This window comes from Microvirga aerilata (genome assembly GCF_016743775.1).
GTDB classification, from domain to species: Bacteria; Pseudomonadota; Alphaproteobacteria; order Rhizobiales; family Beijerinckiaceae; genus Microvirga; species Microvirga aerilata.
In genome coordinates, this window is record NZ_JAEQMY010000026.1 from 1 (window position 1) to 26,234 (window position 26,234).

The 26,234-nt window shown below is 61.4% G+C and carries 20 protein-coding genes; 12 read left to right on the plus strand and 8 right to left on the minus strand.

Annotated elements, in window-relative coordinates; genetic code table 11:
• Positions 1-504: 504 nt before the first annotated feature.
• Entirely contained in the window at positions 505-1,842 is a 1,338-nt protein-coding gene (locus JKG68_RS17100) for a glycosyl transferase family protein (protein ID WP_202061928.1), read from the minus strand.
• Between the two features lie 339 nt (positions 1,843-2,181).
• Complete coding sequence (locus tag JKG68_RS17105) at positions 2,182-3,228, minus strand: calcium-binding protein (protein ID WP_202061930.1); 1,047 nt, start codon at positions 3,226-3,228, stop codon at positions 2,182-2,184.
• Between the two features lie 533 nt (positions 3,229-3,761).
• Between JKG68_RS17105 and JKG68_RS17110 the strand changes: the two genes are divergently transcribed.
• The 7 genes from JKG68_RS17110 to JKG68_RS17140 all read left to right on the plus strand — a co-directional run bounded on the left by JKG68_RS17110 (position 3,762) and on the right by JKG68_RS17140 (position 14,420).
• Positions 3,762-5,450: a sensor histidine kinase gene (locus tag JKG68_RS17110; protein WP_202061932.1), complete on the plus strand. Its 1,689-nt coding sequence runs from the start codon at positions 3,762-3,764 to the stop codon at positions 5,448-5,450.
• On the plus strand, positions 5,447-5,587 hold the full coding sequence (locus JKG68_RS17115) for a helix-turn-helix domain-containing protein (RefSeq protein WP_202061934.1): 141 nt from the start codon (positions 5,447-5,449) through the stop codon (positions 5,585-5,587). The genes JKG68_RS17110 and JKG68_RS17115 overlap by 4 nt, the downstream gene beginning before the upstream one ends.
• 6 nt (positions 5,588-5,593) lie before the next feature.
• Positions 5,594-6,115 carry a LuxR C-terminal-related transcriptional regulator gene (locus tag JKG68_RS17120; protein ID WP_281399144.1) on the plus strand — a complete coding sequence of 174 codons (522 nt, stop codon included), beginning with the start codon at positions 5,594-5,596 and terminating at the stop codon, positions 6,113-6,115.
• Between the two features lie 726 nt (positions 6,116-6,841).
• Positions 6,842-7,030, plus strand: coding sequence for a hypothetical protein (locus tag JKG68_RS17125; protein ID WP_202061938.1), 189 nt, complete (start codon positions 6,842-6,844; stop codon positions 7,028-7,030).
• Positions 7,031-7,048: 18 nt separating this feature from the next.
• Entirely contained in the window at positions 7,049-8,173 is a 1,125-nt protein-coding gene (gene wecB, locus JKG68_RS17130; RefSeq protein ID WP_202061940.1) for a non-hydrolyzing UDP-N-acetylglucosamine 2-epimerase, read from the plus strand.
• A gap of 15 nt (positions 8,174-8,188) precedes the next feature.
• The gene (locus tag JKG68_RS17135) at positions 8,189-9,298 is read left to right on the plus strand and encodes an HlyD family secretion protein (RefSeq protein WP_202061942.1); all 1,110 of its coding nucleotides are present in this window, start codon (positions 8,189-8,191) and stop codon (positions 9,296-9,298) included.
• 40 nt (positions 9,299-9,338) lie between these two features.
• Positions 9,339-14,420 (plus strand): cadherin-like domain-containing protein, encoded by a 5,082-nt coding sequence (locus JKG68_RS17140; RefSeq protein ID WP_202061944.1) that lies wholly within the window; start codon positions 9,339-9,341, stop codon positions 14,418-14,420.
• Positions 14,421-14,750: 330 nt separating this feature from the next.
• On the opposite strand, the gene JKG68_RS17145 is transcribed toward JKG68_RS17140, so the two are convergent.
• A complete protein-coding gene (locus JKG68_RS17145; RefSeq protein WP_202061953.1) occupies positions 14,751-17,693 on the minus strand; it encodes a bifunctional diguanylate cyclase/phosphodiesterase in 2,943 nt (980 codons plus the stop codon).
• A 341-nt stretch (positions 17,694-18,034) separates the two neighbouring features.
• Between JKG68_RS17145 and JKG68_RS17150 the strand changes: the two genes are divergently transcribed.
• Complete coding sequence (locus JKG68_RS17150) at positions 18,035-18,952, plus strand: hypothetical protein (RefSeq protein ID WP_202061955.1); 918 nt, start codon at positions 18,035-18,037, stop codon at positions 18,950-18,952.
• A 94-nt stretch (positions 18,953-19,046) separates the two neighbouring features.
• Here the strand turns inward: JKG68_RS17150 and ssb are convergent, their stop codons facing one another.
• Entirely contained in the window at positions 19,047-19,544 is a 498-nt protein-coding gene (gene ssb, locus JKG68_RS17155; protein ID WP_202061958.1) for a single-stranded DNA-binding protein, read from the minus strand.
• A gap of 217 nt (positions 19,545-19,761) precedes the next feature.
• On the opposite strand from ssb, the gene JKG68_RS17160 reads away from it, so the two are divergent.
• The gene (locus tag JKG68_RS17160; RefSeq protein ID WP_202061960.1) at positions 19,762-20,571 is read left to right on the plus strand and encodes a class I SAM-dependent methyltransferase; all 810 of its coding nucleotides are present in this window, start codon (positions 19,762-19,764) and stop codon (positions 20,569-20,571) included.
• 80 nt (positions 20,572-20,651) lie between these two features.
• On the opposite strand, the gene JKG68_RS17165 is transcribed toward JKG68_RS17160, so the two are convergent.
• The 3 genes from JKG68_RS17165 to JKG68_RS17175 are packed head-to-tail and all read right to left on the minus strand — an operon-like array spanning position 20,652 to position 21,975.
• Positions 20,652-20,927 carry a hypothetical protein gene (locus tag JKG68_RS17165; RefSeq protein ID WP_202061962.1) on the minus strand — a complete coding sequence of 92 codons (276 nt, stop codon included), beginning with the start codon at positions 20,925-20,927 and terminating at the stop codon, positions 20,652-20,654.
• A 29-nt stretch (positions 20,928-20,956) separates the two neighbouring features.
• Positions 20,957-21,364, minus strand: coding sequence for a hypothetical protein (locus JKG68_RS17170; protein ID WP_202061964.1), 408 nt, complete (start codon positions 21,362-21,364; stop codon positions 20,957-20,959).
• Positions 21,365-21,369: 5 nt separating this feature from the next.
• On the minus strand, positions 21,370-21,975 hold the full coding sequence (locus tag JKG68_RS17175) for a hypothetical protein (RefSeq protein WP_202061966.1): 606 nt from the start codon (positions 21,973-21,975) through the stop codon (positions 21,370-21,372).
• A 287-nt stretch (positions 21,976-22,262) separates the two neighbouring features.
• Here JKG68_RS17175 and JKG68_RS17180 point away from each other — a divergent pair, with 287 nt between their 5' ends.
• The 3 genes from JKG68_RS17180 to JKG68_RS17190 are packed head-to-tail and all read left to right on the plus strand — an operon-like array spanning position 22,263 to position 25,383.
• Positions 22,263-22,559: a hypothetical protein gene (locus JKG68_RS17180; RefSeq protein WP_202061968.1), complete on the plus strand. Its 297-nt coding sequence runs from the start codon at positions 22,263-22,265 to the stop codon at positions 22,557-22,559.
• Positions 22,556-24,391, plus strand: coding sequence for an AAA family ATPase (locus JKG68_RS17185; protein ID WP_202061970.1), 1,836 nt, complete (start codon positions 22,556-22,558; stop codon positions 24,389-24,391). Before JKG68_RS17180 ends, JKG68_RS17185 begins: the two co-directional genes overlap by 4 nt.
• Complete coding sequence (locus tag JKG68_RS17190) at positions 24,388-25,383, plus strand: metallophosphoesterase family protein (RefSeq protein WP_202061972.1); 996 nt, start codon at positions 24,388-24,390, stop codon at positions 25,381-25,383. Before JKG68_RS17185 ends, JKG68_RS17190 begins: the two co-directional genes overlap by 4 nt.
• On the opposite strand, the gene JKG68_RS17195 is transcribed toward JKG68_RS17190, so the two are convergent.
• Positions 25,380-26,030, minus strand: a complete 651-nt coding sequence (locus JKG68_RS17195) for a hypothetical protein (protein WP_202061974.1) — start codon at positions 26,028-26,030, stop codon at positions 25,380-25,382. The genes JKG68_RS17190 and JKG68_RS17195 overlap by 4 nt on opposite strands.
• Between the last annotated feature and the right edge of the window lie 204 nt (positions 26,031-26,234).

Sequence of the window (26,234 nt, forward strand, 5' to 3'; positions counted from 1 at the left end):
CTGTCCCCGCAACCAATCCACACCACATAGCCCCCGAGCACAAAAACGCCGGGGGCTTTGTCGTATCAGAACAGGACGCAACACGTGGGCGCACGCTCCTGCAGGCCAGTGCAGGCCTGCCGTCACACACAAGCCACGCCGCACGAGAAATGCGAGAGTTGCGCTACGATCCCCTCAGATAATGTCCAAGCCGCTAAAAGATAAAATGCGCGGGCTTATCTCGCTATCCGCTCGCTGTCGCAGGGTTGAGTCGGTTGAACCCGACAAGCCGCTCATGGAGCTACAATCAATACCACCTTCGCTCCTGCAGGGGAGGGCTCGGAGCGGTGACATCCCGCTCGAGAGATTTCTGCCAACCGACAAGAGCCACCAAGAGGGCTCCTGGGCTTTCTGCCAGAGTCTCGGCACGGGCTTAGGAGCGCGTGTTAAGCCGCCTCACCCTGGAGCCTTGCTCCGTCTTCTCCCAACGGGGCAGGGGCTCTGCTAGCCCGGTACCCAGGCAGGCTATCTTTTTGCGCTCATGAAGTCCTCCGGGAGTTCGTGGGCAGTTTTGGACCACACGATGGGACGCGTCGCGAATTTCGACTCTCCGATGTAGGTTTTCCATGCGCGGAACACGGCAGCCGCATTGATGAACATCCCCACCGGCCACCGCACCATAACCCCGTAGAGATCGTACATTCCGTAGACTTGCCGGCACGCCGACACTCGGATGAAGAAGCGGGAGAACAGAGCGATGAAGTTGATCCACAGCGAGACCGCCAGGAGACCCTCGATCTGATAGGGCATGTAAGCAGGATCGACGAAGCCGAACACCAGCAGGATCAGCAGCACCAGGGAAATAGGCGGCAGGAAGTTGGTGATGACGCCCTTGCGGTCGCGCATGAAGAAATACTTGTCCCAGAGATCCCCTTCCCAGCCGAGCTTGTGCGTCGCCTCGAAGTTGATGCCGTACACCCAGCGGGTCTTCTGCTTGATCGAGGCCGCTAGGGTTTTCGGAAAGAACTCCCGGGTGGCCACGAAATCCAACCCTGAGTCCTCGGCGTTAGCCGACACCGCCGCGAAGGCCGACTTGAACCCGGCGCGCTTGGCCTCGACACCCAGGATGTAGTCCTCGGTAACCGTGCCGGACATCAGCACCTGTCCCCGTGTTGCCAGGAAATGCTTGAGCAGCTTCTTGGTCATGCACGTTCCCACCCCGGCGGAGGGGATGTTGGCCCCGACGGCGTTGCGCACGATCATCTCGCGCGTGTGGCGTTCCGCGAACTCATCCATGTAGGTGGACGCCACATAAGCGCCCTTGCCTCGGTTGAGGGAGAAAACCGGCACCTGAATGAAGTCGTGCTCCTTGGCGTAGCTGGCATAAACCAGGAAGGTGCGCGGATCGATGATGTCCTCGCTGTCGTGCAGCACGGCCATCTCGGGGCAGTCGTCGCCGGCGAACACCTGCCGGAACATCTCGTTGAGCATCTGCCCCTTCGAGGTCGGGCCGGACAGGGTGTTCACGATCACCCGGACGCGGTCCGGATATTTTTCCCCCAGCTCCCTGGCGACCCGCAGGGTCCCCGTATCGTTGGGGTAGACACCGAGATACAGCATCACGTTCTGGTATGGGATGCGCTGAAGGTTGCCCTCGACCATTTTGCCGAGAACCTCCTCCTCATGCCAGTTGGCCACGAAAACGGCCGTGGGAGGAACCTGGATCTCAGAGCCATCCTCCAGATCCTTCAGTCCAGAGCGCATGATCCCGAATGCGATCAGGTCGATCAGGGCATCGTCGATGGACGAGATGTTGATCAGAACGCTGACCACAAACATGGTCGTGAGGAGAAACTCGTTCATCTGGACTTTAACTCCGCGAAAGCAATTCGATCCCGGTCCCGTACAACTCACCCTGGCCGCGTCGCCACTTGGCCGGCGCTGCGCCGCAAGCCCGCCTCACCGGCTCGGCCCGGCGTTTCAGCCGGGCTTTGGCCCATGCAATGACATTTCAGCTTGTGTGTTGAAGGCTCAGCTTGGCCGGTAGCGCACCGCGATCGTCACCATGACTGCGAGCCGCTTGGTGCGATCGACGTTGAACCCTTTTGGCTGAAGATCGAAGGCGTTCATATCTACCGGATGGTATAGCCAACGGGGCATCCGGCGGGCGACGTCTGTGGCCTGCTTGGACGGCCGGTGTTCCTAGAGGACGAAGTTCGTCGCGAAGAGCATGTGCAGACCGGTCAACGCGATGTGGAAATCCGGCGCCAGATCTCCCGACACGTTTCCTTCGATATAGGTCTCACCCTTTGCAGGATCTTGGACGTAGTGGAGTTGTCCCCTGCCGTTGAAACCTCGAGTGCCGATGAAGGCGAAAGCATTGTTGCCTCCAGCGTTGCTGTTAGCGTCGATCTTTGCCAGGTCGATGACATCGGCATACCAGTCTACGATCTTGTCGCCTCTGGCCTCGGTCACTGTGTTGAAGGCAAAGATGTCACGACCGTAGCCGCCGGCCATGGCGTCCGCCTCCGTCCCTCCGAAAATGAGATCGTTGCCTGCAGCGCCGTTCAAGTTATCGCTGCCTTCCTTGCCGTAGATGGTATTGTTCAGCTCGTTTCCGACGAGATAATCCGCCTTCATGGTGCCGGTGAACACGATCTGCGTGCTAGGCTCCGTGCTGCTGAATTCGAAGATTTCCGCACGGCCGTAGCCTACGAAGGGTGTCTCCCAGGTCGAGCCCAGAAGGGCTCCGTCCTGGAACGTTTGAACAGGGTAGGCCTCGAAGGACTCGGTGACCGAGCCTTTTACGGTATCGAATATGACCTCTGCATCCTCGGTGTAGAAGCCAAGCTTTCCGCTCAGATAGGGGCGCTCCATATCGGTAAAGGTGGTCAGCACCTTGCCGTCCGCCGCCACGGTGATCGTCGCCCCGGTCTGGGTGATCTGAAAGGTATGTTTGGAGCCGACCGCAAAGGTCGTGTCGCTGCCGGTGGCCAGGAACCGCTGGCCACCCGGGTAGGCTGGGTCCACCTTGCCAAGCTCCCAGCCATTCGGCTTGAAGGCCACGTAGTAGAAATGGCTGTTGTCGGTGTAGCCGAACACGGCCCAGGCGCATTCCCACGGGTTCGGGGGCGAGCCTGTTCGCAATTGCGAAATGGTTGCGAAATCCGCTTCGAAGGAGACGCCGGTATAACTGCTTTGGGAGACGACGAGGGCGGCATGTGTTTCGCTCGGGGACGTCGCCGCCATGGGAGTTAGCCGCAGAGCTTTGTTTGAAAACATGGGAAGGCCCTTTCGAGAGGGCAGGTCCTCGATACGGTTCCGGTCACAGGCCTGAAAGGTACCAAGAAAACCCTGCAGGACTTCAGTTGGATCAACGCGAAAAAAACAATTGGTGTCGCTGAACTGGGCGGGGCCGCAATCATATCAGAGATTGGCCGATGCGAACAGAAGCTATGCAGCCCTCGTACGGCCCTCAAGGCGCAAAGCAAGACCTCAGGCTTGACCAAGGCTGAGGCAGCGACGCTCCCCGCTTGCTTCGCGGCCTATGCCGGGCTGCCTGGAGGCTGTGTGGTCAGCGAAAGCCCGCGCATCCGACTAAAGTTTAGATCGTGAGAAAAGATAATACTACCGAGTAACTCCAGAGGAGTAATAGGGTCTACTATCCCGCCTCTAAGTAAAGTTTTAGTGATCGGGCCTGCAGGGTTCCTTCCCCTGAATAGCTATGGGTTCTACTTCCATGGGGGGTTCTAACTTTCTGCTGCCATGTACAGAATATAGGGATGCCTTCGTGGATCAAACGTCAGGTCTATCCTGAGAGGATCTTTAACTTACCGCCAGAGCGCGTAATTGCCTTTGCGCGGCTGACCCTCACGGCTTTCGCGCTTTACGCCACCATCCTGGATCGGCCCCACGACATCTACGATGCGCAGGTCACGTATATCGTTGCGAGCAGCTACTTCGCCTTCGCCATCTTGAGCTTCTGTATCGTGGTCGCCCGGCCGCCAAAGCGTTGGGAACAGCTCCTCGCACATACGGTCGATATCAGTTGCGTCTGCCTTCTGATGCATTTCAACGATGGGCCAAACAGCCCATACTTCATTTTCTTCACGTTCATCCTTTTATCGGCCTCGCTTCGGTGGGGCTGGCGCGGCGCCATCCAGACCGCGATCCTCCTGGTTCTGATCTTCATCACGTTCGTCCTGCTGATGGGAGGTCGGTCCGCTCCCACGCAATTCGGGGACTTGAACCGCACCGTCTTTCGACCGGCATATCTGGTCGTTGCCGGCGTCATGCTGGCCTATGTAAGCGCCTTCAAGGAACGCGGCCGCAAGCAGCTCGCGAAGCTTGCTGCCTGGCCTGGGCCGGACCATGGCCAGGGCTTGCAGGTTCCCATCAGGTCCGCCCTCGCCCATGCGGCCCACATCATGGGAGCGCCGCGGGTGCTCATCGTGTGGGAGCCGTTCGAGGAGCCGTTCCGCGACGTGGCCCTTTGGTCGTCGGCCGGGCTCGAATACAGCCGGGAGCCCCCTGACCGCTTCGGCACGCTCGTGGCCGAACATCTGGTCCGCAAAACCTTCGTGGTTCCGCTCGGAGGCGGCACTGCGGACCTGCCGGCCGTCGAAGGAGAAACCGCCAGCGACTTGATCAATGAGGATCTGCGGAAGGCATTCTCGATTCAGAGCACGATCAGCGCACCTTTCTTCCTGCCTGTTTGCCGAGGCCGGGTTTTCCTTCTGGACATGGAAGCGAATGATCAGAACGATCTGTTGCTGGCCGAACTCATTGCGGCTCGCATCGGCGTCGACTTGGAGCACTACTGGCTGCGCAACGAGCTTGAAGCCGCAGCCGGCTCGAGAGAAAGGGAGCGCCTCGCGCGCGATCTTCACGATGGGGTCCTGCAGGGGCTGGCTGCGGCCAACATTCACCTGAGCCTGAGCTCGGGTCGCGCCGAAGCCGGCATCGCCGAGCAGCTGAGCCAAACGCGCCAGCTTCTTTCCGAGGAACAGCAGCGAATCCGGGCTTTCGTCGAGAGCAGCCGATCCCGTGCCAAGGCCCTGGCGGAGCAGGTCGACCTTGCGGCAGAAGTGGACAAGCTTCTGAAGCATCTGAGGCAGCTCTGGGCATGCCCGGTCCACATCACGGTTGAACCGCCCGATTTGCAAGTATCCGCAGAGACAGCACGCAACCTGCGCCATTTCCTTGCCGAGGCGACATCGAACGCCGTGCGTCACGGCAGAGCCTCGCAGATCGAGGTCGCCATCAAGGCCGCACCGGATCGGCTTTCCCTGACAGTCGTCGACAATGGCCTTGGGTTCAAGGATCTGCACGGCTCTTACTCAGGAAAGGAAATGTCGGCCAGAAGCTTGGGCCCGGTCTCGTTGCGGACCCGCGCCGAGGCCATGGGAGGAGCCCTTACTCTGCAGACCTCCAAATCAGGCACGAAGATCCATGTCGAGGTTCCATTATGAGAGCAGTCACACCAGCGTTGCGGGTCGTTCTCGCGGACGATCATCCGGTTTTCCTTGGTGGTCTGCAGGCTTTGATCCGGACCGATCCCATGTTTGAGGTCGTGGCAACGCGTCCCAATGGTACGGCGGCCCTCTAGGCGATCCTGGAGCTTCAGCCCGACCTGGCGATCCTGGATGTTTCCATGCCGGGCTGCACGGGAGTCGAGGTGCTCAAAGACATCGGCAGCCGCAATCTTCGCACGCGGGTCATTCTCCTTACGGCGTCCGCAGGCGATCACCAGATCGTGGAAGCCGTGGAGCGTGGGGTGTACGGGCTGATGCTCAAGGACGCTGCGGCCGATACTCTTCTCGAATGCATGCGGTCCGTGTCGGCGGGACGGCGCTGGCTCCCCTCGGACCTTGTTGGGGCAGCCCTCGAGCGCGAAGGGGAAAAGCGTGCCAAGACCGGCCAGGTGGAGAATGCATTGACGGCTCGGGAGCGGGAGATCGTGTCCCTCGTGGCGGAGGGCCTGTCGAACAAGGAAATCGCACGGCACCTCGGGGTGACCGACGGCACCGTCAAAATTCATCTCCACAATATCTACAGAAAGCTCGACGTCGGCAATCGAACCGCTTTGACGGCCCTGTCGCTCAGCTACCGGGATCAGTTGCCCAACGTCGGATAGTCCCAAGAGGGCCTTATCATGGAACCAGGCTCGGCAGGTCGCCAAGGCGGCTCGAACGCGCTTGAGTAGCATGCCGGCCCCTGCCGCAGCAGCGGACGATGGGCCAATTGCAAAGAGGCATGATACCCGGGACGAAGAACAACTGAATATACCATTGGTTATAGAGGCTGTTTCTATAAGAAACCTTGGTCTTTCGGGCGCCGGAAAGAGACAGGCGAGTATTTATCGCGGTCTATACCATCAGATAGATATGAACCGATCCGGTCTTAGGTCAAAAGGGCTCAACGTCGATCACGACATCTAGCCGGTCCGCTCCCGAGGCGACTGGCAGCAAAAAAGACGATCACCGGGGCAAGTAAGCTACGCTTTCAACCAGATACGGCGAATTCACGCCTAGGCTCGCGCCTAGCGCGGCGTGGAACGCTGCTCTGTGCGGAGCAGAACCGAGTAGCCGCCCCGTTCTTGCCGCGACGTATGTCGTGTGCTCCGGCCAGATACGAGCCGCGCTGCTTCAGATGAGTTGTTGTGCAGTGATCCTGCGAAGCGCTTCCGCAGAACAGGAAGCATTGCGCGGGATATTGCCGAAGCATGTTTAGCCTGGGTCGGAAGCACAGGCTTTTATTGCGCGAACTCAGATCTCTTACATGAGCCGGAACGCGGTGCACCATTAGGCGCCGTGCTTTCGCTCGGCCTGAAAACCTCATGTGCCTTAAGCGGTGACGGACAATGACACAGAAAAACGAGAAGCGTGTGCCCCTGACCGAACAGGAGAAGCTCGACGCGGGATTTCATGTTCCCTTCTTCGCTCCCAGGCGCGGGAAGAGCAGCGAAGGCCGGTGGTTCACGCCTTACTTCGCAGCCCCTGAGGGCATCGACGTCGACACGAACAAGCGCCGCACCCGGCAAACTCGCTGATAGAGGAAATTCAAGACAATGCGCATCCTGGTTGCCTTCGGCACACGCCCCGAGATCATCAAGCTTGGTCCTGTTTGTCGGGAATTGAGCCGCAAACCCGGCGTTGAACTCGACGTGTTCTGGACCGGTCAGCACATCGAGCTGGCTGCCGGCTTGCTCGACCTGTTCGAGATCAACGTCACGCACAACGGCACCGACATCATGAGCGAGCCCGGGCTTGCCGGGAAATACAGCCTGATGTGCCAGCAGATCGAGCGTCTCCTCAAGACCAACAAGTACGATTGGGTTGTCGTCCAAGGCGATACGGCGACTGCCGCGGCGGCGGCGACCGCAGGGTTCCTGAACCACGTGCCTGTGGCCCACGTGGAGGCCGGATTGCGCACGGACAACATGTATTCGCCGTGGCCGGAAGAGTTCAACCGGCGCATGATCGCACTCGCCACCACCCTGCATTTTGCCCCGACGAAGGCATCGCGGGACAATCTGCTTGCGGAAGGCATCGCCCCTGAGAAGGTGCTCAACGTCGGCAACACGGTTGTGGACGCCCTTCTGTATACCCGCAAGACGATCGGACCGAACTATCGGCCGCTCGATCCCGAGGTTGCGGACCTGCCGAATGACAAGAAGCTGATCCTGGCGACGCTGCATCGTCGCGAGAACATCGGAGAGCCCATTCGCAACGTGCTCCGGGCACTGGGCGAGCTTGGTCGCGACGGCGACAAGCTGATCGTCCTGCCGGTCCATCTCAATCCCGAGGTTCGCGCCACCGTGCTCGAATATCTCGGGGACGTACCGAACGTGCGTCTCCTCAAGCCGCTCCAGTATCCCGACTTCGTGCACCTGCTCAGCCGAGCGTCTGTCGTGGTCAGCGACTCGGGCGGCGTTCAGGAAGAGGCCCCGACCTTCGGTCTGCCGATCCTGATCACCCGCGATACGACGGAGCGCCCCGAGGTGATCGAGGCGGGTTTCGGACGCCTCGTCGGCTCCGACTTCGATGCCATCGTGGACGGCGTGCGCAAGCTCACATCGTCCGACGCGGTGCAGCTCCTGCACAAAGCCAATCCATTCGGGCGCGGGGATGCCGCTGCTCAGATCGCCCATCATCTCACGGCGTCGGGCGAGCAGTCGCTCATCGCCGCCTGATCCAGGAGTTCGACTGTGAGTGACAATCAACTGCAGGCCAGCAGCGTCGTGTGGAAGCGCCTCAAGAAGGTTCTGGTTCTCGGAACGGTGATGATCGGCGGCGGCAGCGCCGTGGCCTACGGGCTTTCCGGAGACAAGTTCGTGCTCACCGCGGACGACCTCGTCGCCCAGGAGAAGGTGGTCGTGGCCTCGCCGTTCGACGCCCGTGTCCGTCAGGTGCTCGTCAAGCCGGGCGATCATGTGGAAGCCGGCGACAGGATCGCCGTGGTCGAGTCCGCCACCCTGTCGCGAACCATGGCCGAACTGTCGTCCGAGAAGGCCCGCCTTCAGGCTCGCGTGGCGCAGCTCAAAGGCCGCCAGGGAGTGGTCAAGAGGCTCCTGCCGCTTGTGGAGCAGAACGCCCTGGTGGCCGCGGATTATCTCGAGGACATGCAGCAGGCGAAGTCCCGGGGGCTCGCCGTGGAGAAGACCTTGCAGGAGGTGTCCACGCAATCCCTAGCCTCGTCCGAGCGCGCGCTGACCCTCTCTGCCGAGCAGACCTCGCTGGACACGGAGCTCAAGGGCGCGCAGGAGGCCTTGAAGGAGATCCAGGCCAGCTACGCGAACCTGCAGTCGATCTACGAGCAGGGGGTGCTGCGGGCTCCTGTGGCAGGCACGATCGGTGCGACTGTCGGGTCCGTGGGCGAGGTTCTCGCGCCCGGCACGTCCAAGGTGGCGCAGATCCACACGGGCGAGCCCTATGTGCTCGCCTACCTGCCGGACAGCTACCTGTTCGACGTGGAGGAGGGCCAGCCGGTTGCCGTGAAGGCGCGCGGCCAAACCATCACGGCCCACATCCAGAAAGTTCTGCCGGTGACGGAAGCCCTGCCGTCCGAGTTCCAGAACCCGAACCGCGCCCGCACACGCGGCCAGATGGTTCGGATCCAACTGGAAGACAAGGCCAACTTCGCCGTCGATCAGAAGATCGAGGTCACGAGCTGCTACGTGACGGGCTGCAAGACCGGCTTCACGGACGTGGTGCGCAAGATCGGCAACTCGGTCATCGCCTGGGCCAATGGGGCGATCCAAGAAGGCCGCATCTCCGACGCTCTGCTGACGCGCTCGGACGGCCGCCCGGCCACCTGATTGAAATTTCAACCAAGCAATATTCAAGAGGAGAGAGATTATGGCTGCCCCTATTGTGACCGGTGATCAATACACGCTCGAGCAGGGTTCAATCCTGACCGTAGCGGGTGATACCAATGTGCTTAAGAACGACACGGATGCGGACGGTCATCCGCTCACGGCGAAGCTCCTCTACAATGCCGGTCACGGGGCATTGACCTTCAATGAGGACGGCACCTTTACCTACAAGCCGTACGACCCGAACTGGACGGGCGAGGATACCTTCTACTACACGGCCACCGATGGCTCGGAGGTCTCCGAACCCATCGCCGTCACGATCACGGTGACCAAGGCCACCGGCGGCGGCACGGGCGGCTCTTCTACCCCTGTCGCGGCAGCCGATACCTTCGACATGAACGGTGCTGCGGCGCAGGGCAACGTGCTCGGAAACGACACGAACGCTGCCTCCGCGCACATCCTTTACAACCCGTCCTACGGCGCCCTGGACTTCAAGGCGGACGGTTCTTTCGTTTACACTCCGTATGATACCTATACGGGCGAAGACGCCTTTTTCTACACCGTCAAAGACGCCAACGGCGTCGAGTCTCAGCCGGTCAAGGTGACCATCAAGGGCGAGAAGACCACGACGGGCGGCGGCGAGACCGGCGGCAGCACCGGCCCCGACGCGAACGCCGACACGATCACCCTGACCCACACCAGCGGCCAGAACTACAGCGGCTCCACCGTTCTCGCCAACGACGCGAACGTTGAGGGCGTCACGCCGACTCTCGTCTACAACCCTGGCTGGGGCACCGTGACGTTCAACGCCGATGGCACCTTCAATTATGTGCTGGCCGATTGGGCGACTCCGGCCAATGATTTCAAGGGCACGGATGAGTTCTTCTACAAGGTCAGCGAAACCGAGATCGTCAAGGTCAGCCTGACGATTCCGGCCGCGACCGGCGGCGAAGAGCCGGTCGGCGAAGCTGCGCCGATGGCCCAGGCCGACACCTTCGAGACCGTTACGCTCGACGGCACCCGCTCGTTCACCAGCACGACCAGCCTTCTGGCCAATGACACCGCGACCAATGGCGATGCCATGACGGCTGAGAAGATGTGGAACCCCGGCTGGGGCTCGGTCACGGTCAATGCCGATGGCACCTTCACCTATGTCCTGGCCGATTGGGCGAATGAAGCCAACGGCTTCAAGGGAACCGATGAGTTTTTCTATGTCGCCAAGGACAACGACGGCTCGTCCCAGGTTGTCAAGGTTGTCTTGAACAACATCACGGTTCCGGCCGTGGAGCCGCCTCCTGCGGCTGAAGTGCCTGAAATCAACATCGTGGCTACCGGCAAGTCTCTGCCCACCGAAGTCACGGAAGGCGATGCGGTCACCTATACGTTCTCGCGTAGTGGCGACACCTCGGCTGCTCTGGAAATCAATGTCAATGTGACCGGAACGGCAACGCCGGGCACGGACCACAATGGCGCTCCGGGCAAGGTCGCGTTCGCGGCTGGATCTGCCACGGCAACCTACACTGTTCAGACCACAGACGACCTTTCGTTCGAGCCGTCCGAAACCATTCAGGTCGATGTGGCACAGGGCAACGGCTACACGGTAGGCTCCAACTTTACCGTGACCACCAGCATCAGCGACAACGACGCGGATGAACCGCCTCCGCAAGTTCCGGTAGTCACTCTCTCCGACATGCCCATTCAGGCGAATGAAGGTGGCGGTGCCGTCTATACGTTCTCCCGCACGGGAGACACCTCTGCTGAACTCACCATCAACGTGACGGTGGGCGGCACGGCGACGGCTGGCCAGGACTATACTGCTCCGGCTACAGCAACATTCGCAGCGGGATCGTCCACGGCAAAATTCACGATCCAGACAACGGAAGACACCTCCGTTGAAAGCACAGAAACCCTTGTGGTGAATGTCGCAGCGGGCAATGGCTACACTCCGTCCGGTATCGGGGCGATAACAAACCTCATGGACAACGATGTGGCTCCGGTCCTGCCGAAGGTTTCCATTGGCGATGCCACGGCTCCTGAAGGCAACAGCCTGACCTTCAACATCAAGTTGGACAAGGCTCCGACTTCGCCGGTCACCGTGACCTACGAGACCGTGCACGGCACCACCACCGATGGCGATCTCGTCTACCAGACCAATGAGGTGATATTCCTTGCCGGTCAGACCAGCAAGAACATCTCCATCGCCACGATTGAGGACACGACTCCTGAACTGACCAAGACCTTTGATGTCAAGATCGTCAGCGCAGAAGGCGCGGACATCGCGGACGGCACGGGTGTTGGCACGATCACCAACGACGATGCTGGCCCGCTGCCTCCCGGTAACATCGTGGTCTCGAAGACCAGCCTTGCGGTGACGGAAGGTGCTGCGACCGACACGTTCACGGTGAAGCTGGACTCGCCTCCGACTTCGGATGTGACGGTGACCGTTTATACCGGCAATGAGCTTATGGCTCTCGGCCCGAACGGCAACTCCAATCTGGTGTTTACTGCCCAGAACTGGAACACCCCGCAGACCGTGACGGTGCGCTCGGAAGATGATGCAATCTCCGAAGGCCCGCATGCCGACGCCGTTGGCTTCATCGTTTCGAGCAACGACGCGCGTTTTGGTGATGTGTGGGCGGATGAGATCCCGGTCACCATCACGGATGCTGGCGCTCAGCCGGTCATGCCTTACGTGAGCGTTGCCAACAAGAGCGGTAATGTGACCGAAGGCGGCGAGATGGAGTTCGCCTTCTACCGCTCGGATGCCGGTGACGGCAACCTGCCCATCATTTACGAGATGACGGGTCTTGACCCCAGCGACATCGCCGCGATCAAGTGGAATGGCGTCGAGGGTGGGGCTGCGCGCTTCGAGGGCTCCTCGCAGTGGGCGTACATGAGGGTCGTGCTGGCCGATGATGCGGACATTGAGCAGGCTGAAACCCTGACGGTGACGCTGAAGGAGAACGGCACCTACCTCTATGAAGATCCGATCTCGGCAACAGGTGACGTTCTCGACAACGATGGCGTTGTAACTCCTCCGCCGGAGTTGCCTGTTCTCTCGATGGCGGTTGAGAACATCAACCTCAATGAGGGTGCATCGGCAAGCATCACCATCACTTTGTCGAAGGCATCCGATACGCCGGTCACGGCTGAGTGGGCGACAAGCCCCTCGGATGGCACGGATTATCGTGGGGCCTCAGGCACGGTGACGTTCGCTCCGGGCGAGACTTCGAGAACCATCACAGTGGATGCTCTTGAAGACACCATCAAGGAAGGCGACGAGGTGTTTGGGGTTTCGATCTCAAACCCGGTCGGGGCCACGATTACGGACAAGCCCACAACGTATGTGACGATCAAGGACAACGATAGCGTTGTGACGCCTCCTCCTCCTGCGGCGCTAACTGTTTCGGCAGAAGATGGCATCGTTATGGAAAACGTGGACGGTGGACAGGTTGGCTTCAAGGTCAAGTTGTCCGCACCTGCCACGAGCGATGTGTTGGTCCAGTGGGAGATGTCGGATGGCTCGGCAACCGAAGGGGCCGACTATGCGAATGCCGTCTCCGGCGAACTCTGGTTCATGGAGGGCGACACCGAATTGACGGTCATCACCCACGTCTTTGATGACGTGGATGTTGAGGGTGATGAAACCATCAACTTCAAGATCACGGGTGTTGATGGCAACGCGACCATCGCGAAGGCGACTTCGACCGTCACCATTCAGGACGATGACCATCCTACGGAAGAAGAGCCGACCGGTCCCGCCGGAATCTCGGTATCCAAGCTCAGCTTCGACCTTGCTGAGGGTGGACCGGCTGACGCAACTACAGTTGTCCTGACCGGCAAGCCGACTGCGCCTGTGACCATCAGCATGGGCTCGGATGGCGGAGTTCTGTTCTCGGTCAACGGCGGAGAAGCACTTCCGACGCCGACCCTTACCTTCACGCCGGATAACTGGAATAAGCCCCAGACCGTGAGCGTGGTGCCCGTCGACAACGCGGAATATCAGCCCGATGGCTACGGCACGCCCATCTACTTCGAGCCGATCGTAACGGACGATCCTGCGTATCAGGAGGTGTTCCCGCCGTCAGGTTGGGCAACCATCACGGACAACGAGCCTGCTCCGCCGAACCAGCCTCCGGTTGCGATGGCTCTGAGCACGCAGGTCTGGGAGGATAACCCGGTCGCGGACATCCAGGGCAACGGCTACGACGAGGGGACTTTCGCGATCACCGAATACAAGATCGTCAACCAGCCGGTTGAGGGCGGCACCGTGACGCTCAAGCCCGATGGTCGGACTTTCCACTTCGAAGGGAACAAGGAGTTCCTGTCCTCGATGAACCGTGGTGAAGTCAAGCCGATCAGCTTCGAGTATGCGGTGAAGGATTACGAAGGATTGTGGTCTGCTCCTGAGAAGATCACGTTCAACGTGCACGGCATCACCAATGGAGCCGATGAGACGATCATCGCCACCAGCACGACCACGCCCAGCCAGACGGACTTCTTCCCGATCAACGGCGGCGATGGAAACGACACGGTTGTGTTCAACGCCTTTGCTCTTGGCAGCGGAACGAATTCCATCACCCTGGGTGGGACCGTTGCGAGCACGCCCTATGCCGGGAAGCCTATCGTGAACGTGGAGAACATCACCCTGAAGGGCGTGTCTTCTACAACAGCCGGTCGAGTTCTGACGGTGAACGGCGACGATCAGAAGAACGTGATTACGGTCGAAGCCACCAACAAGAAGCTCTTTCTCAACGGGCTCGGCGGTGACGACACGTTCGATTTCACGGGAAGCGGTCAGGAAGCTCTCACCTCGGTCATCACGGGTGGCGCTGGCAACGACACGGTGAACGCGAAGAGCGGTCTCTATATCAATGACCAGGGCGGAGGCAACGACATCTACAACTTCGGCGCGGGTGCTCAGCACGTCAACTTCTACGGTGATGTGGGCAGTGACACGATCACTGGCTTCACCAAGGGCGTGGACAAGCTGCACTTCCTGGGCGGTCAAACGGTCACATCGGAAATGCGGGGCACCGATACCGTGATCTCTACCAGCACGGGCGGCACGGTGACGGTGAAGAACGCCGCACTGACCACCAGCGACTGGATGTTCGTCGCCTAAAGGCAACAAGGCAACAAGGCAATGATATGAAAAGAGGGGCCTTGCGCCCCTCTTTTCACGACCACTTCATTTTGAAGCGAACCGCATCGCACTCCTCCCGAAATCAGAGGATCGCGCCAGCGCCCACGGCGAACGCGCAGAGCGCGCTCTTTAGCAACGACCAGGGTGGCGGCAACGAGATCTGCAAGTTGCCCCGCGCGGATGCCTGGGGTCCTTCATGGTTTCACGGGAGATGCCCGCGCAACCGAAACAACAAAGCTCTCGGGCACAGATGCCCGAGAGCTTTCTACGTTCAGGGGCCGGGATGCCGTGAGCAAAGATCGGGATCGATCAGCTGCTGCGGTTCAGGTGCCCGAATGCGGCAAGCACCTCCCTAACCCTCTCGCCTGGAACCGGGGCCGCATACAAGAATCCTTGTGCGTCGTGGCAGCCTAGCGCCCGCAGTCGCCGCTCCTGCATCTTCGTCTCGACGCCCTCGGCGGTCACCTGAAGGTGCAGGCTTCGTCCGAGGCCGATCACGGCCGCGACGATGGCCTCATCCTCCGTGCTGCTGTCGAGATCCTTGATGAAGGTTCGATCGATTTTGACGTGATCGACCGGAAACTGCTTGAGATGCATGAGAGAGGCGTATCCGGTTCCGAAGTCGTCCAGCGCAATGCGAATGCCCCGGTCGCGAAGCTGGTTCAGAACTGCCGAGACGCACTCCGAGCTCCGGCCCAGGAGCACCGTCTCGGTAACCTCGACTTCGAAACGCTCAACGGGAACCTGCGCCTGCTCAAGGGTCTCCAGAATTTCCTCCGACAGGCGCGGCTGGCCGAAATCGGCAGAGGAGAGGTTGATGGCGATCCGGCCGTAATCAAGGTCCTGATCGAGCCAATGACGCATATCGGCCGCGATCTTGCCCATGAGTTGCCGTCGAATGGATGGGGCGAGCTCCGCATCCCCGAAGGCGGCGCCGAAAAAGGCCGGGGTCAGGATGCCCTTGTCGGGGTGTCGCCAGCGGGCCAGCGCTTCGAAGCCGGTAATCCTTCCGGTCGAGAGACAAATCTTGGGCTGGTAGAATGGAACCATCTGGCTTTTGTCGATGGCCTCGCGAAGCTGAGCTCCAAGGGAGACGCGCTCCTCGATGTCCCGGCGCATGTCGGGGGAGTAGGTGAGAACCCGATTGCGCCCCTGAGCCTTGGCGCGGTAAAGCGCGATGTCGGCGCTCTTCATCAATTCCGCCGGTTCGGAATTGTGCTCTGGAAATGCGGCCACGCCGATGCTTGCCCGGCTGGCGACCGTCCGCTTTCGATAGGTGAATGGTTCGCGCAGCTTCGCGGTGATCCGTTCCGCAAGCTGTGTTGCGTCTTCCAAGCTGCGGCGATCCGTGATCAGAATCGCGAATTCGTCGCCGCCCAGTCTTGCGATCGTGCCGCAGTCCTGGACAAGGGCCGACAGCCGCCGGGCCGTTTCCTTCAGCAGGGCATCGCCGGCGTCATGGCCGAGGGTGTCGTTGACATCCTTGAAGTCGTCCAGATCAACCAGCAGAAGGCTGACGCTCGCCTTTTCCCTGCGCGCGTCCCCGAGCTCCTTTTCGAGGCGGCTGTGGAACAGAACACGGTTGGCCAAGCCCGTCAGGGAGTCGTGATTGGCAGCCCGCCACACCTCCTCCTCCGCGGCCTTGCGATCCGTGATGTCGAATGTGACGCCGACCACTGTGTTGGGGGAGGTCATCTCGGCGCGCGATCCGAACCACAGGGTCTTGCCACTGGGCAGGATGTAGCGGAACTCGGATGTATGGGATCCATGCGCCGTGATCCGCCGGGCGAAATGCTGCCGCATGGGACGATCGTCAGGGTGCACCCGCTCGAGGAAATCGGCCAGCGGGCTCGATCCGATGCCGAGCAGCGCGACGGAGTTCTGGGACCGTGTGATGTAGTCCGTTGTGAGATCTTGCTGCCAGGCGAACATGCGCCCTGCCTGCAGCGCCAGCCTCAGGCGTTCCTCGCTGGACCGGAGCTTCTCCTCCGCGAGTTTCCTGTCATGAACATCCGAGACGCTTCCAACCCACTCTCGGATGCTCCCGTCAGGATTTCTCAGGGGCACCGCATTGGCGAGCATCCAGCGATACTCACCCTTGGCGAGCCTGATCCTGAACTCGTTCTGATAGGCAACGCCCGATGACAGCACCGACTGCCAGGCGGCAAAGACCCTAGCGAGATCATCAGGATGAACGGATTCGAGCCAGCCTGTCCCTGTATAGGCATCCCCCGATTGCCCGCCGATCTCGATCGTGCCCTCCAGATGGGTGATCATCCCGTCCGGTGAGGCAAGCCAGAACACGACGGCACTTGCCTCGAGCAGGGCCTTGTATCTCTCATGGCTCTGCGCGGCGGCCGCCTCGGCGGCCTTCCATTCGTGGATATCCGTGTAGGTGCCGAACCAGTGCTCAACCCTGCCTCCCGCGTCATGACGGGGCAGCGCACGGGCGAGGATCCATCTGTACTCACCCGAATGGTGGCGCAGGCGGCACGTGGCCTCATAAGCGGTGCCGGTCCTGGCACAGTGCTGCCATCTCTCCCAGGTCCGCTCCCTGTCATCGGGATGCACCATCTGGATCCAGCCTGCTCCCGAAGATGAGCCCGATGGGGCACCGGTGAACTCGTACCACCACTTGTTGGAGTGATCGTCGTTCCCGTCCGGGCGGGCGGACCAGACCATGTGCGGCAGAGCATCCGCCAGGTCGGCGAACGTGGTCTCCTGCTTCGCAAGGCGCCGGTCGGCCTGCCTGAGCTTGATCTCGCTCATCACGGATCGGGCCAGCGCCACGAGGGTTTCAGACTGCTCCTGCGTCAGCCCCTCAGGCCGGGGCTTCGGGTCCAGAACGCACAAGGTCCCGAGGGGCAGGCCTTCGTCCGTCTCGATCACGGCTCCTGCATAAAAGCGAAGGTGCGGCTCTCCCCGCACAAAGGGATTGCAGGCGAAGCGGGGATCCTCGAGCGCGTCCGGGATGACGAACGGTCCAAGCTCCAGGATGGCTTGCGCGCAGAAGGCCGTATCCAGTGACGTTTCCCGAGTGTTTGCCCCGACGATGGCCTTGAACCACTGCCGATGCTCGTCGACGAGATTGATGATGGCGATCGAGGTCCGGCAGACTCTTGCCGCGATCCTCGCGATATCGTCGAAGGCCCTTTCCGGCTCCGTATCGAGGATTTCAAAGCTGCGCAGGACTGCGAGGCGGTCCGCTTCCTGCCAGGCAGGGGTGCGCAGCTTCACGATCAGGTCCGTCATTGGATCAGATCCCTCAATGGTCTCGTTTGTGAAAAGGATGCTGATGGAGGGCGTAAAGACAATGGCACGAATGTTGTATCATGGACTATTTTCTTAAAAATTAGGCGTATCGAGTATATCTGAGGTTGAACCCCTAAGGTCGATTTTTTGATGTGGCCTTTTTGCTTGTGGAGCAAGGGCTAGGATCTCGGGACATATTAACTGTTTCGTTGCCATTGCTTGGCTGTGGTTCGCCGGTCCTTGGGGCGGCATCGGGTTTTGCCGCTTCTGGATCCAATCCGGTTGTGCGCTGTTGTGCTCTGTGACGTGTTCCTTTTGAAGGCCTGCAGAGCTGGCACCCGATGGAGATTGCATCCGCCTTCCAGATCACTCCGTCCGATGACGAGGAGCGGCCGGGCGCCTTTGCGGTCTTTCCTTACGACCGCGATCTTGTGCGGCGCTTTCGCGAGGCCTTCACCCGAGCCCGCTGGCGCGCGGACGAGCAGATGTGGTTCGTGCCGGGAACCACGGCGGTCCGGCGGCTCGACACCTGGATGGCTCAGGAACTGGAAACCCTGGACCGGCATGCGGATGCCAAGGGGCGCGACGCTTTCACCTTCGAGCCGCTGGAGAGCCCTTATCTGACGATCGCCGACGACCTGAAGGTGCGCACCCCGTATTCGCGCACGGTCGTCGAGGTCCTGCGGGAGATCCCCTGGGCGCACTGGGATCCTCAGGAGAGGATATGGCGGGTGCCGTTTCGCTCCTACGAGGAGCTGAAGTCGCGCTGGCCGGAGATCGAAGAGGCCGCCCGGCGCAACGAGCCTGCGGAACGAAAGCGCAGGCGTGAGGAGCAAAAGGCGAGGGCTTCCGAGGAAAGCCTTCACATCCAGGCGGAGCGCCGCCGCAGACGCCACCCGGTGCCGGGCGATGACCTTCCGCCCCTAGGGGTTCCCCTGGCCACGAGACTGTGGGGCGTCGTGGTATTCGAGGACATCGACAGCGAGGCTATCATCGACGAGCCCTCGCTGCTGGATCTCCATCCTTTCGTGAGGGACGAGCCATCCCGTTATGTCTGGGCGCGGTGGCGGATGCCGACCCTGCAGGAGATCTATCGCACCAGGCCTGTTTCGGGCGACGAGGAGCCGGAAGCAAGGTCAAGCCGGGGCTGGTGGTGGGCAAGCCGCGAGGAGCTACAGGAGAGGGCCCGCAAGCTGCGCGAGGTGGAGCGGGCACAGCGCTCGCGCCAGTTCGCCCGCAAGGCTTCCCTGGAGGTTTGACGACGGCCCCATCGCGGAAGCCGGACACAAAAAATCCGGGCACGGCATGCCCGGATCCTTGAGGAGAATTGAGCCCCGTTTAGAAGAGCATGTCTTAGAAGGGGATGTCGTCGTCGAAATCGCTGTGGCGGGAAGCGCCGGCCGGCTCCGGCCTGCGCTCCATGGGAGGGGATCGCCCGAATTCGCCGCCTCTTGCGACCTGACCCGGCTCCTCGTCGCCGAACTCCGAGGCTCCGCCGCCGCGGCTGTCCAGGATCGTCAGCTCACCGCGGAAGCGCTGCAGCACCACCTCCGTGCTGTACTTCTCCTGACCCTGCTGGTCCGTCCACTTGCGCGTCTGCAGCTGGCCCTCGATGTACACCTTGGAGCCCTTCTTCAGGTACTGCTCCGCCACCCGGCCCAGGTTCTCGTTGAAGATCACCACCGAGTGCCACTCGGTCTTCTCCTTGCGCTCGCCCGTGCCCTTGTCCTTCCAGGTCTCGGACGTGGCAATCCGCAGGTTCACCACCGGCTCCCCGTTGCCCAGACGGCGAACCTCAGGGTCACGCCCCAGATTGCCCACCAATATCACCTTGTTCACACTGCCTGCCATCGCAGTCTCTCCACTTCATCTCTCCTGAACGGCTGAAGCATCGCGGATGCTTCACGTTTTCAGGTCGGTTGCACACTCCTGTCCGAGAGGGACATCGCCTATCGTTCTACATTTGTTCCTTTGAAAACTCAAGGATATTTTGCTTCGCCTATCGGGTGCTCAGGCTGAAACAAAACGATATAAAGATCGAATGCGGAGCATGGCATCTGGAGGCACGATGACGAACAAAACTTTGGATGAAGCCGCTGTCGCAGCGGCCTGGAACAGCAATGCGGAGCTGTGGGCGCAGGAGGTCAGATCGGGGTTCGACTTTTATCGCGAGCTTTACACGCTGCCGGCCTACCTTGACTTCATGCCCTCGATCCAAGGGAAGCAGGTGATCGATCTGGGCTGCGGGGAGGGCTCCAACACCCGCCGCTTCGGAAAGCTCGGCGGTCACATGACCGGTGTCGATCTGTCGGAGGAGATGATCAGGCGCGCTCGGCAGACAGAAGCCGAGGAGCCTCTCGGCATCGCCTATGAAATCGGCTCTTACAGCGAGCTCTCTGCCTTCGAAGGCGAGCGGTTCGACTGTGCTTTGTCGACCATGGCGCTGATGGATGGGCCTGACTTTCCTGCCGCCATGCAGGAGGCGTATCGCGTCCTGAGGCCGGGCGGCGAGCTTTGCTTCAGCGTTCTGCATCCCTGCTTCGTCACGCCAGCCAACCGCTGGCTGAGGGACGAGGAGGGCGCTCATGTCAGGCTGCGCGTCGGGCGCTATTTCGACAAGGAGCCTTTTGTCGAATACTGGCGCTTCGGCAGGCGCCCCAACACGAGTGAATTGCAGGAGTACGTTGCGCCATTCGCGGTGCCGCGCTTCCCGCGCACCTTGTCCGACTACATCAACGCGGTCACCGGAGCAGGCTTCCGGATCGGGAGGATCGAGGAGCCGCGGCCTCGTGAGGAACTGGCTCGCCAGCATGGCTGGCTCGACCGCTGGTACCAGCATGCCCCGCTGGTGCTGTTTGTCCTGGCGACAAAGGATTAGACGGAGCCTTCCGGGATTTCGATCGCGGCTCATAAAAAAATAGCGGTGAGGTCATCACCGCTATTTCAGGAAGCCAGCTGCTACTCGGCAGCCTGCAGATAGACCACCTTGGATTGCTCGCTTTGAACCTCGCGCAAGGTGCGCGCCATGTAGTTCAACTGCTCGATCGCCTTCGTGAGATCAAGCTTGGTGCCCTCCTCGAGATCGTAGGCCTGACGGCCACGATAAAGGCGGTTGACCTGGGACTCCATCTCCACGGCAGCCTCGCGGATGCGGTGGACGAGGTTGTCCGCAATGACATTGGCGTTGCCATCGACAACGCAGAAGCCGACATCGCTTGCGCGAACCTTAGCCATGGGTTGATACCTCTTCTTGTTGTGTTGTTTCAAGCAACGGCTCGTTGCCCATGCTCGGTGATAAGACCGAGCCGGCGAGCCAGAGAATGTTTCGTCACGGGGCCGATCCAGGGCAGCGTCGCCAGAAAGCGCAGCTTGTCTTGGCTGGCCTTGTATTCGTCGAAAAGGCGCTCGCGCTCGCGCCAGATCATGTCGATGGCTTCCGCCTTGGCAGGATGCCGAAACCCGACCCTTGCCGTGGAGCCGAAGTCCAATGCGCGCATGCAGCGCTCGAACGTGCGGCGGCCGACGGAAGGCGTCACGCTGGCATGACAGATCGTATCGATCACATGCTGCGCGAACTCGTCAGCCGTCTCGGGCGCTGCAATCTCCGCTCCGGAGATGTCGCCCTGGAATGCGCCTGCGCGCATCATCTGTTCAAGTCCAAAGCCAGGCATTCAGCTCACCGTATGTTCCAGGCTGCCTGAAGCAGCTGAACAAGCTTCGTCCCAGTCTTTCGAATCTGGCGCGGCGCTCGCCATTGGGCGGCGGCTTCTCTTGCCGTATTCGGGCGATCGGGACGATTACGCTGGGTTGTCGAAAACGGGCGCGGGCTTGTTTGTGACCGCATGCGCCACACGTCGTCCGAGTTCTGAAAACCTTGACTGCTCAAGGGTTTTTCCGAAGAACGCGGCTCAACTAAGATGGGGTTCGACGCCTGCGAATGCAAGGTGCGCGGCAACAACGGAACCGGGCTGAAGCCCTGTTTCGCGCGCTGCGGCCAGGCTGAAACTTCGCACCGCGCCACCTTGAGGGTTTGTGCCAGTTCCGCTCCCGTGTCGATGCCGTACACGGAGGCTGCGCAGGAGAAGGCCTCGGAAAACGGCTGCATGCCGCACCAGCTCTTTTCCGCCATATGCAGGGGCCACGTCCACAGCCCGTCCTCACGGCGCTGGCCCAGGCTCTCGCGTTCGATGAAGTAGCCTGTCCTCTTGTGCTCGAGGCCGCTCTCGATCACGAGCCATTCCTCGTTCTCGAAGATCGGTCGTTCTTCCGTCATGGCGGTCATCACGAGATCCTTTGCGGCGATGGTCAGGGCTGCCCTAATGGCGTCACATGGGAGGCCTAGAAACAGCACGAACAAAACAAGAACATAGCCTTAACGGACTCTGTGTCAAGCAAAGTCCGTTGTGTGAGACTGTAATCTTGGAGTAACCGATACTATGTGGGAGCTCGGGGCGCAGGATTGAAGAGATCGCCCGAGATCCAGACCAAAAAGAGGCAAAGTCGTTGCGACGAAATATCGCTGACGATAACTGAAGCTCGACCATTCATCTGCAGCGGAGCCGCGACCCCATGACAAGCCTGACACGCATCGAAACGGATCAGCTCCGGCGCCTCGAAGAGATGCGCAAGGCCTTCGACAAGCTTCGGTCCGAGCGCATCCGTGCCGAGGGCGAGGTGGAGCGTCTGAGCCGCGAGCTCGAGGAGGCGCGGGCTCTTGCCCTGTCCGAACTCGGCACGGACGATGCGGCTGAAATCCAGAAGCTGATCGAGGAGGCTCAGGCGCGCAACGCCAAGCTCGCGGAGGAGTTCGGCACGGCCCTGCGCGATGTCGAAACTCGCCTCAGGCAGCTCGGAGACGAGCGTTGATCGCAACCTCCGTCACCCACGACCTCACCCGTGCCGAGGCCTCTCTTGCGCGCCTGGAAGGACGGCGCGATGCCCTTCAGGCGCGGCACAAGGAGCTGACCCGGGAGATCGAGCTCGCCAAGGGCCGTCTTGCCGTGAAGGATGAGGTGGAAGCCTTTATCGAAGCGGTACATGGCTCCGCCAGCCGCCGCAGCCTGTCTGCCTTCGAGACCTTGCTGACGGCTCTGGTGCAGGAGGTTCTGCCGGGCGAGAAACCCGTGGCGCTTGAACTATCGACGGAGCGCGGCCTGGCGTCGCTCGATATCTGCGTGCGCCGTCCGGACGGCACCCTCGAGGATGTGCTGGAGGACAATGGCGGTGCGCTCACCAACGTGATCGGCATGGCGCTGCGGTTGATCGCCGTGGTCAAGGCGGATGTGGCCCGCTTCCTCGCCCTCGACGAGGCGGATTGCTGGATCGCGCCGGATCGGGTCTCGTCCTTCTACACGGTGCTCGAGGACGGCGCGGCGCGCTTGGGCGTGCAATGCCTGGCGGTCTCGCACCATGACCTCTCCCAATTCTCGGGCAAGTTCCATATCGCGCGCATCGTTGGCGAGCCTGCGTCAGGCGTCGAGGTGCAATCCTCGGACACCGGCGCGGCCTGGGACCCGGCGCAGCCGGGCTTGCGGTTCATCCGCCTCGTCAACGTGCAGGCCTATGGGGATGCGACGCTTCCCTTGAGCCCGGGCGTGAATGCGCTGATCGGTCCGAACAATCGCGGCAAGTCCACCTTCATCCGCGCCCTGCGGGCGGTGTTCTACGGGGAGGCCCGCGACAGCCTCGTTCGTGCGGGCGCAAAGGCCGCCACCGTCGAGATCGGCGTTGCCGGCAACAGACTCTTGCGCTTCACGCGCCAGCCCCGCCGCTCGCCGGTCAACATCTGGTCCCTGCACGAGGCGGATGGCTCTGTCGTCGAGGAAAGGGGAATGCGCTACGAGACCGGCGGGCGCGTCGTGCCGGACTGGGTGGCCGATCTCATCCGCATCAGAAAGGTCGAGGATCTCGACGTTCACATCGCCCACCAAAAGTTTCCCGTGTTCCTGCTGGGCGAGACCCCATCCCGGCGCTCGGCCGTTCTGTCCATCGGCCAGGAGGCAGGCTATATCCGCGACATGCTCGTCATTCATCGCGAGCGCTGCCGGCGGGACAACGATGTCGTGCGCCATGGCGAGCGCGAGCTGATCGGGGTTTCCGAAACCCTTGAAGGTCTCGAGGCGCTCGACAGCCTGAAGGAGAAACTCTCCAGCGCCCGTGGTCAGGCCGAGCATCTCAAGGCTGCCGCCACGCGCCTGGAGAGGCTGCAAGGTCATGCGTCACGGCTTGCCGAGATCAGGCGTCGCTTGAAAGCGGCGCAGGCGCGGGCCGCCATCACAGCAGGGCTGCCACAGGCAGAGCAGCTTGCAAACCTCACCCGCACCGTCGAGCGCTCCCGCGAGCGTGAGCGTCTGGGGCAGAGGGTGCTTCAGCTCAGCCGTGGCCTCGCCCTCGGCAGGGCGCGTCTGGCGGCGCTGCAAGGCCTTCCCGAAGCGGTCCCTGCTCTTGAAAACACGGCCTCGGCACAAGATATCCTAAAGCGTCTCACCGATCTCCGTAGCGCCGCTCACATTGCCGAGGGCCGCGTGGCGCAGATCGATGAAGGGCTGAAATCCGTTCAGGCCGAGATGGCTCGTCTGGTCGAGGAAACCGGCGGGCTCTGCCCCACCTGCGGGTCGCCCGTGAAGCCAGAGAATCTGTTGGACCACCACGCCCATTCCTCCCATCACGCCACACCCTCGGAGCGGCTGACCGCATGATCCTGTCCGGAGATCGCCTTCCTTCCGTCGCCTGCAACGGCATTCTCGTGATCGGGGATCCGCATGTGGGCTCCCGGCGCCCGGGGCGGCGCAAGGACAGCGTCTGGCCGCAGGCGGTGCTGGGCAAGCTCGAGCGCTGCGTGTCCATCGCCAATGAGCGGCAGCTGGCCGTGATCATCCTGGGGGATCTCTTCGACAGGCCTGTCGAGCCGGATGTGGCGCTGAAGAACCAGCTGATCCGGGTTCTGAAAGGCTTCCGTCACCGTCCCATCGTCAATGTTGGCAATCACGACATTCAGCACACTATGCTGACCGACAGCGACTCGCTGGCGCTCCTGGGCCTGTGCGATGTGGTGGATGTGGTGGCCACATCGGCTCCTGTGGCGGAGTTCCAGATCGGCGCGCGCCGTGTGGGCGTCGGCATGACACCCTATGGCCAGTCGATCCCGGCCGATGCGCGCGGCTCGTTCACGGGCACCGATCTCCAGGCATGGTTCACGCACCATGACATCGCTTTCGACGGCGGCTATCCGGGTGCGGTGCCGCCCTTTGCGGTCGAGGGCTGCGACGTTCTCATCAACGGGCACATCCACAAGACGCAGAAATCCATACTGGCAGGGCGTACGCGCTGGATGAACCCCGGCAACATCACGCGCCAGTCGGTAGATCTGGCGGATCATGTTCCGCGCGCCTGGATTCTCGATGGCGGCGGTGAGCTCGAAGCGCAGGCTTTGCCGTTTGAGAGCAATATCTTCGATCTCACGGGCCGCGTGGTCGATGCGGCTGACGGTGCTGTCGTGGCCCGTGAGATCGAAAGCGCCTTCGTGACGTTGCTGCAGGCGGAATCCTCGACCGAGCTGAAACGCAGCGGCGACGGATCGATCGTTCGCGATGAGATTGAGGCTAAGTTTGCGTCGGACGATACGCCGGACGCCGTGCGCGCCATCGTGCGCTCGCTCCTCGGCCAGGCGGTGGAGCGACACGCCTCTTAAAACGAGAACGGATCGGTGTAGGGCAGACGACGGCGGCGCACCTGCGTCTCGGGCAGGACGGGACGGCTGATGTCAACCGCAATCAGCCCCTCGCAGGCAAGCGCCAGAACGGCTGCGACACCGTCCTGCGTGTTCATGACGGCGCTGGCGCAATCCACCAGACGCATGGCCCCAACCTCATCGAGCTGATGCAGGACGCGCACCCGGTCTCCTGCCGTCACAGGCGTGCGCTTGCAGGCCATGATCAGGCGCACCGTCGTGAACCGCGGCTCCGCCCGGATGGTGGCGGCCGTTTCGAAGATGAACGCACGTCCGTCCAACGAGGAGATGCCGTGGATGGCGGCGGCACGCAGCGGGTGGGTCTGGAGATCCTCGTCCGTCACCACATCGACCAGAAAAGACTGGCCGTCTCTCACGACCTCGAAGTCGGCCACATGCTCGACCGTCTCCTCGCCGATGGCGAACGTGGCTGGTTCGGCAGGCGCTCGCAGGGTCTCCACCTCGGGATCGAGCCCGCAGATCGCCAGATAGTCCGCGATCAGAGCGTTACGCGTAAGCGGCGTCACCGGACGCTTCAAGGCGCGGCGCGCTCCCGGGCGGCGGGCGGTGCGTCGATCTGACAGGTCGAGGATCGCTTGCGCGGACATCAGGTCCTCCAGCATGGCAGTTGGGGTGATGGGGCAGGCTGGCCAGAGCTCCGGCAAATTTTAGCCCGATGTTGTGATGAGAACATATATAGAACAATAAGACTTTGGTCAAACCCCTGCTGGTCTTTAAGGTGCACATGCGAGGTGAGTTCTTGTAGTCCAGCTTCAGGTTGCTTGGGACAAAACATCGCATCTGCTAAGTTA

Excerpts from the sequence above, each read along its gene's own strand:
- JKG68_RS17100 (WP_202061928.1), bottom strand. The coding sequence starts at position 1,842 with ATGAACGAGTTTCTCCTCACGACCATGTTTGTGGTCAGCGTTCTGATC.
- JKG68_RS17105 (WP_202061930.1), bottom strand. The coding sequence starts at position 3,228 with ATGGCGGCGACGTCCCCGAGCGAAACACATGCCGCCCTCGTCGTCTCC.
- JKG68_RS17110 (WP_202061932.1), top strand. The coding sequence starts at position 3,762 with ATGCCTTCGTGGATCAAACGTCAGGTCTATCCTGAGAGGATCTTTAAC.
- JKG68_RS17115 (WP_202061934.1), top strand. The coding sequence starts at position 5,447 with ATGAGAGCAGTCACACCAGCGTTGCGGGTCGTTCTCGCGGACGATCAT.
- JKG68_RS17125 (WP_202061938.1), top strand. The coding sequence starts at position 6,842 with ATGACACAGAAAAACGAGAAGCGTGTGCCCCTGACCGAACAGGAGAAG.
- wecB (WP_202061940.1), top strand. The coding sequence starts at position 7,049 with ATGCGCATCCTGGTTGCCTTCGGCACACGCCCCGAGATCATCAAGCTT.
- JKG68_RS17140 (WP_202061944.1), top strand. The coding sequence starts at position 9,339 with ATGGCTGCCCCTATTGTGACCGGTGATCAATACACGCTCGAGCAGGGT.
- JKG68_RS17145 (WP_202061953.1), bottom strand. The coding sequence starts at position 17,693 with ATGACGGACCTGATCGTGAAGCTGCGCACCCCTGCCTGGCAGGAAGCG.
- JKG68_RS17150 (WP_202061955.1), top strand. The coding sequence starts at position 18,035 with ATGGAGATTGCATCCGCCTTCCAGATCACTCCGTCCGATGACGAGGAG.
- ssb (WP_202061958.1), bottom strand. The coding sequence starts at position 19,544 with ATGGCAGGCAGTGTGAACAAGGTGATATTGGTGGGCAATCTGGGGCGT.
- JKG68_RS17160 (WP_202061960.1), top strand. The coding sequence starts at position 19,762 with ATGACGAACAAAACTTTGGATGAAGCCGCTGTCGCAGCGGCCTGGAAC.
- JKG68_RS17165 (WP_202061962.1), bottom strand. The coding sequence starts at position 20,927 with ATGGCTAAGGTTCGCGCAAGCGATGTCGGCTTCTGCGTTGTCGATGGC.
- JKG68_RS17170 (WP_202061964.1), bottom strand. The coding sequence starts at position 21,364 with ATGCCTGGCTTTGGACTTGAACAGATGATGCGCGCAGGCGCATTCCAG.
- JKG68_RS17175 (WP_202061966.1), bottom strand. The coding sequence starts at position 21,975 with ATGACCGCCATGACGGAAGAACGACCGATCTTCGAGAACGAGGAATGG.
- JKG68_RS17180 (WP_202061968.1), top strand. The coding sequence starts at position 22,263 with ATGACAAGCCTGACACGCATCGAAACGGATCAGCTCCGGCGCCTCGAA.
- JKG68_RS17190 (WP_202061972.1), top strand. The coding sequence starts at position 24,388 with ATGATCCTGTCCGGAGATCGCCTTCCTTCCGTCGCCTGCAACGGCATT.
- JKG68_RS17195 (WP_202061974.1), bottom strand. The coding sequence starts at position 26,030 with ATGTCCGCGCAAGCGATCCTCGACCTGTCAGATCGACGCACCGCCCGC.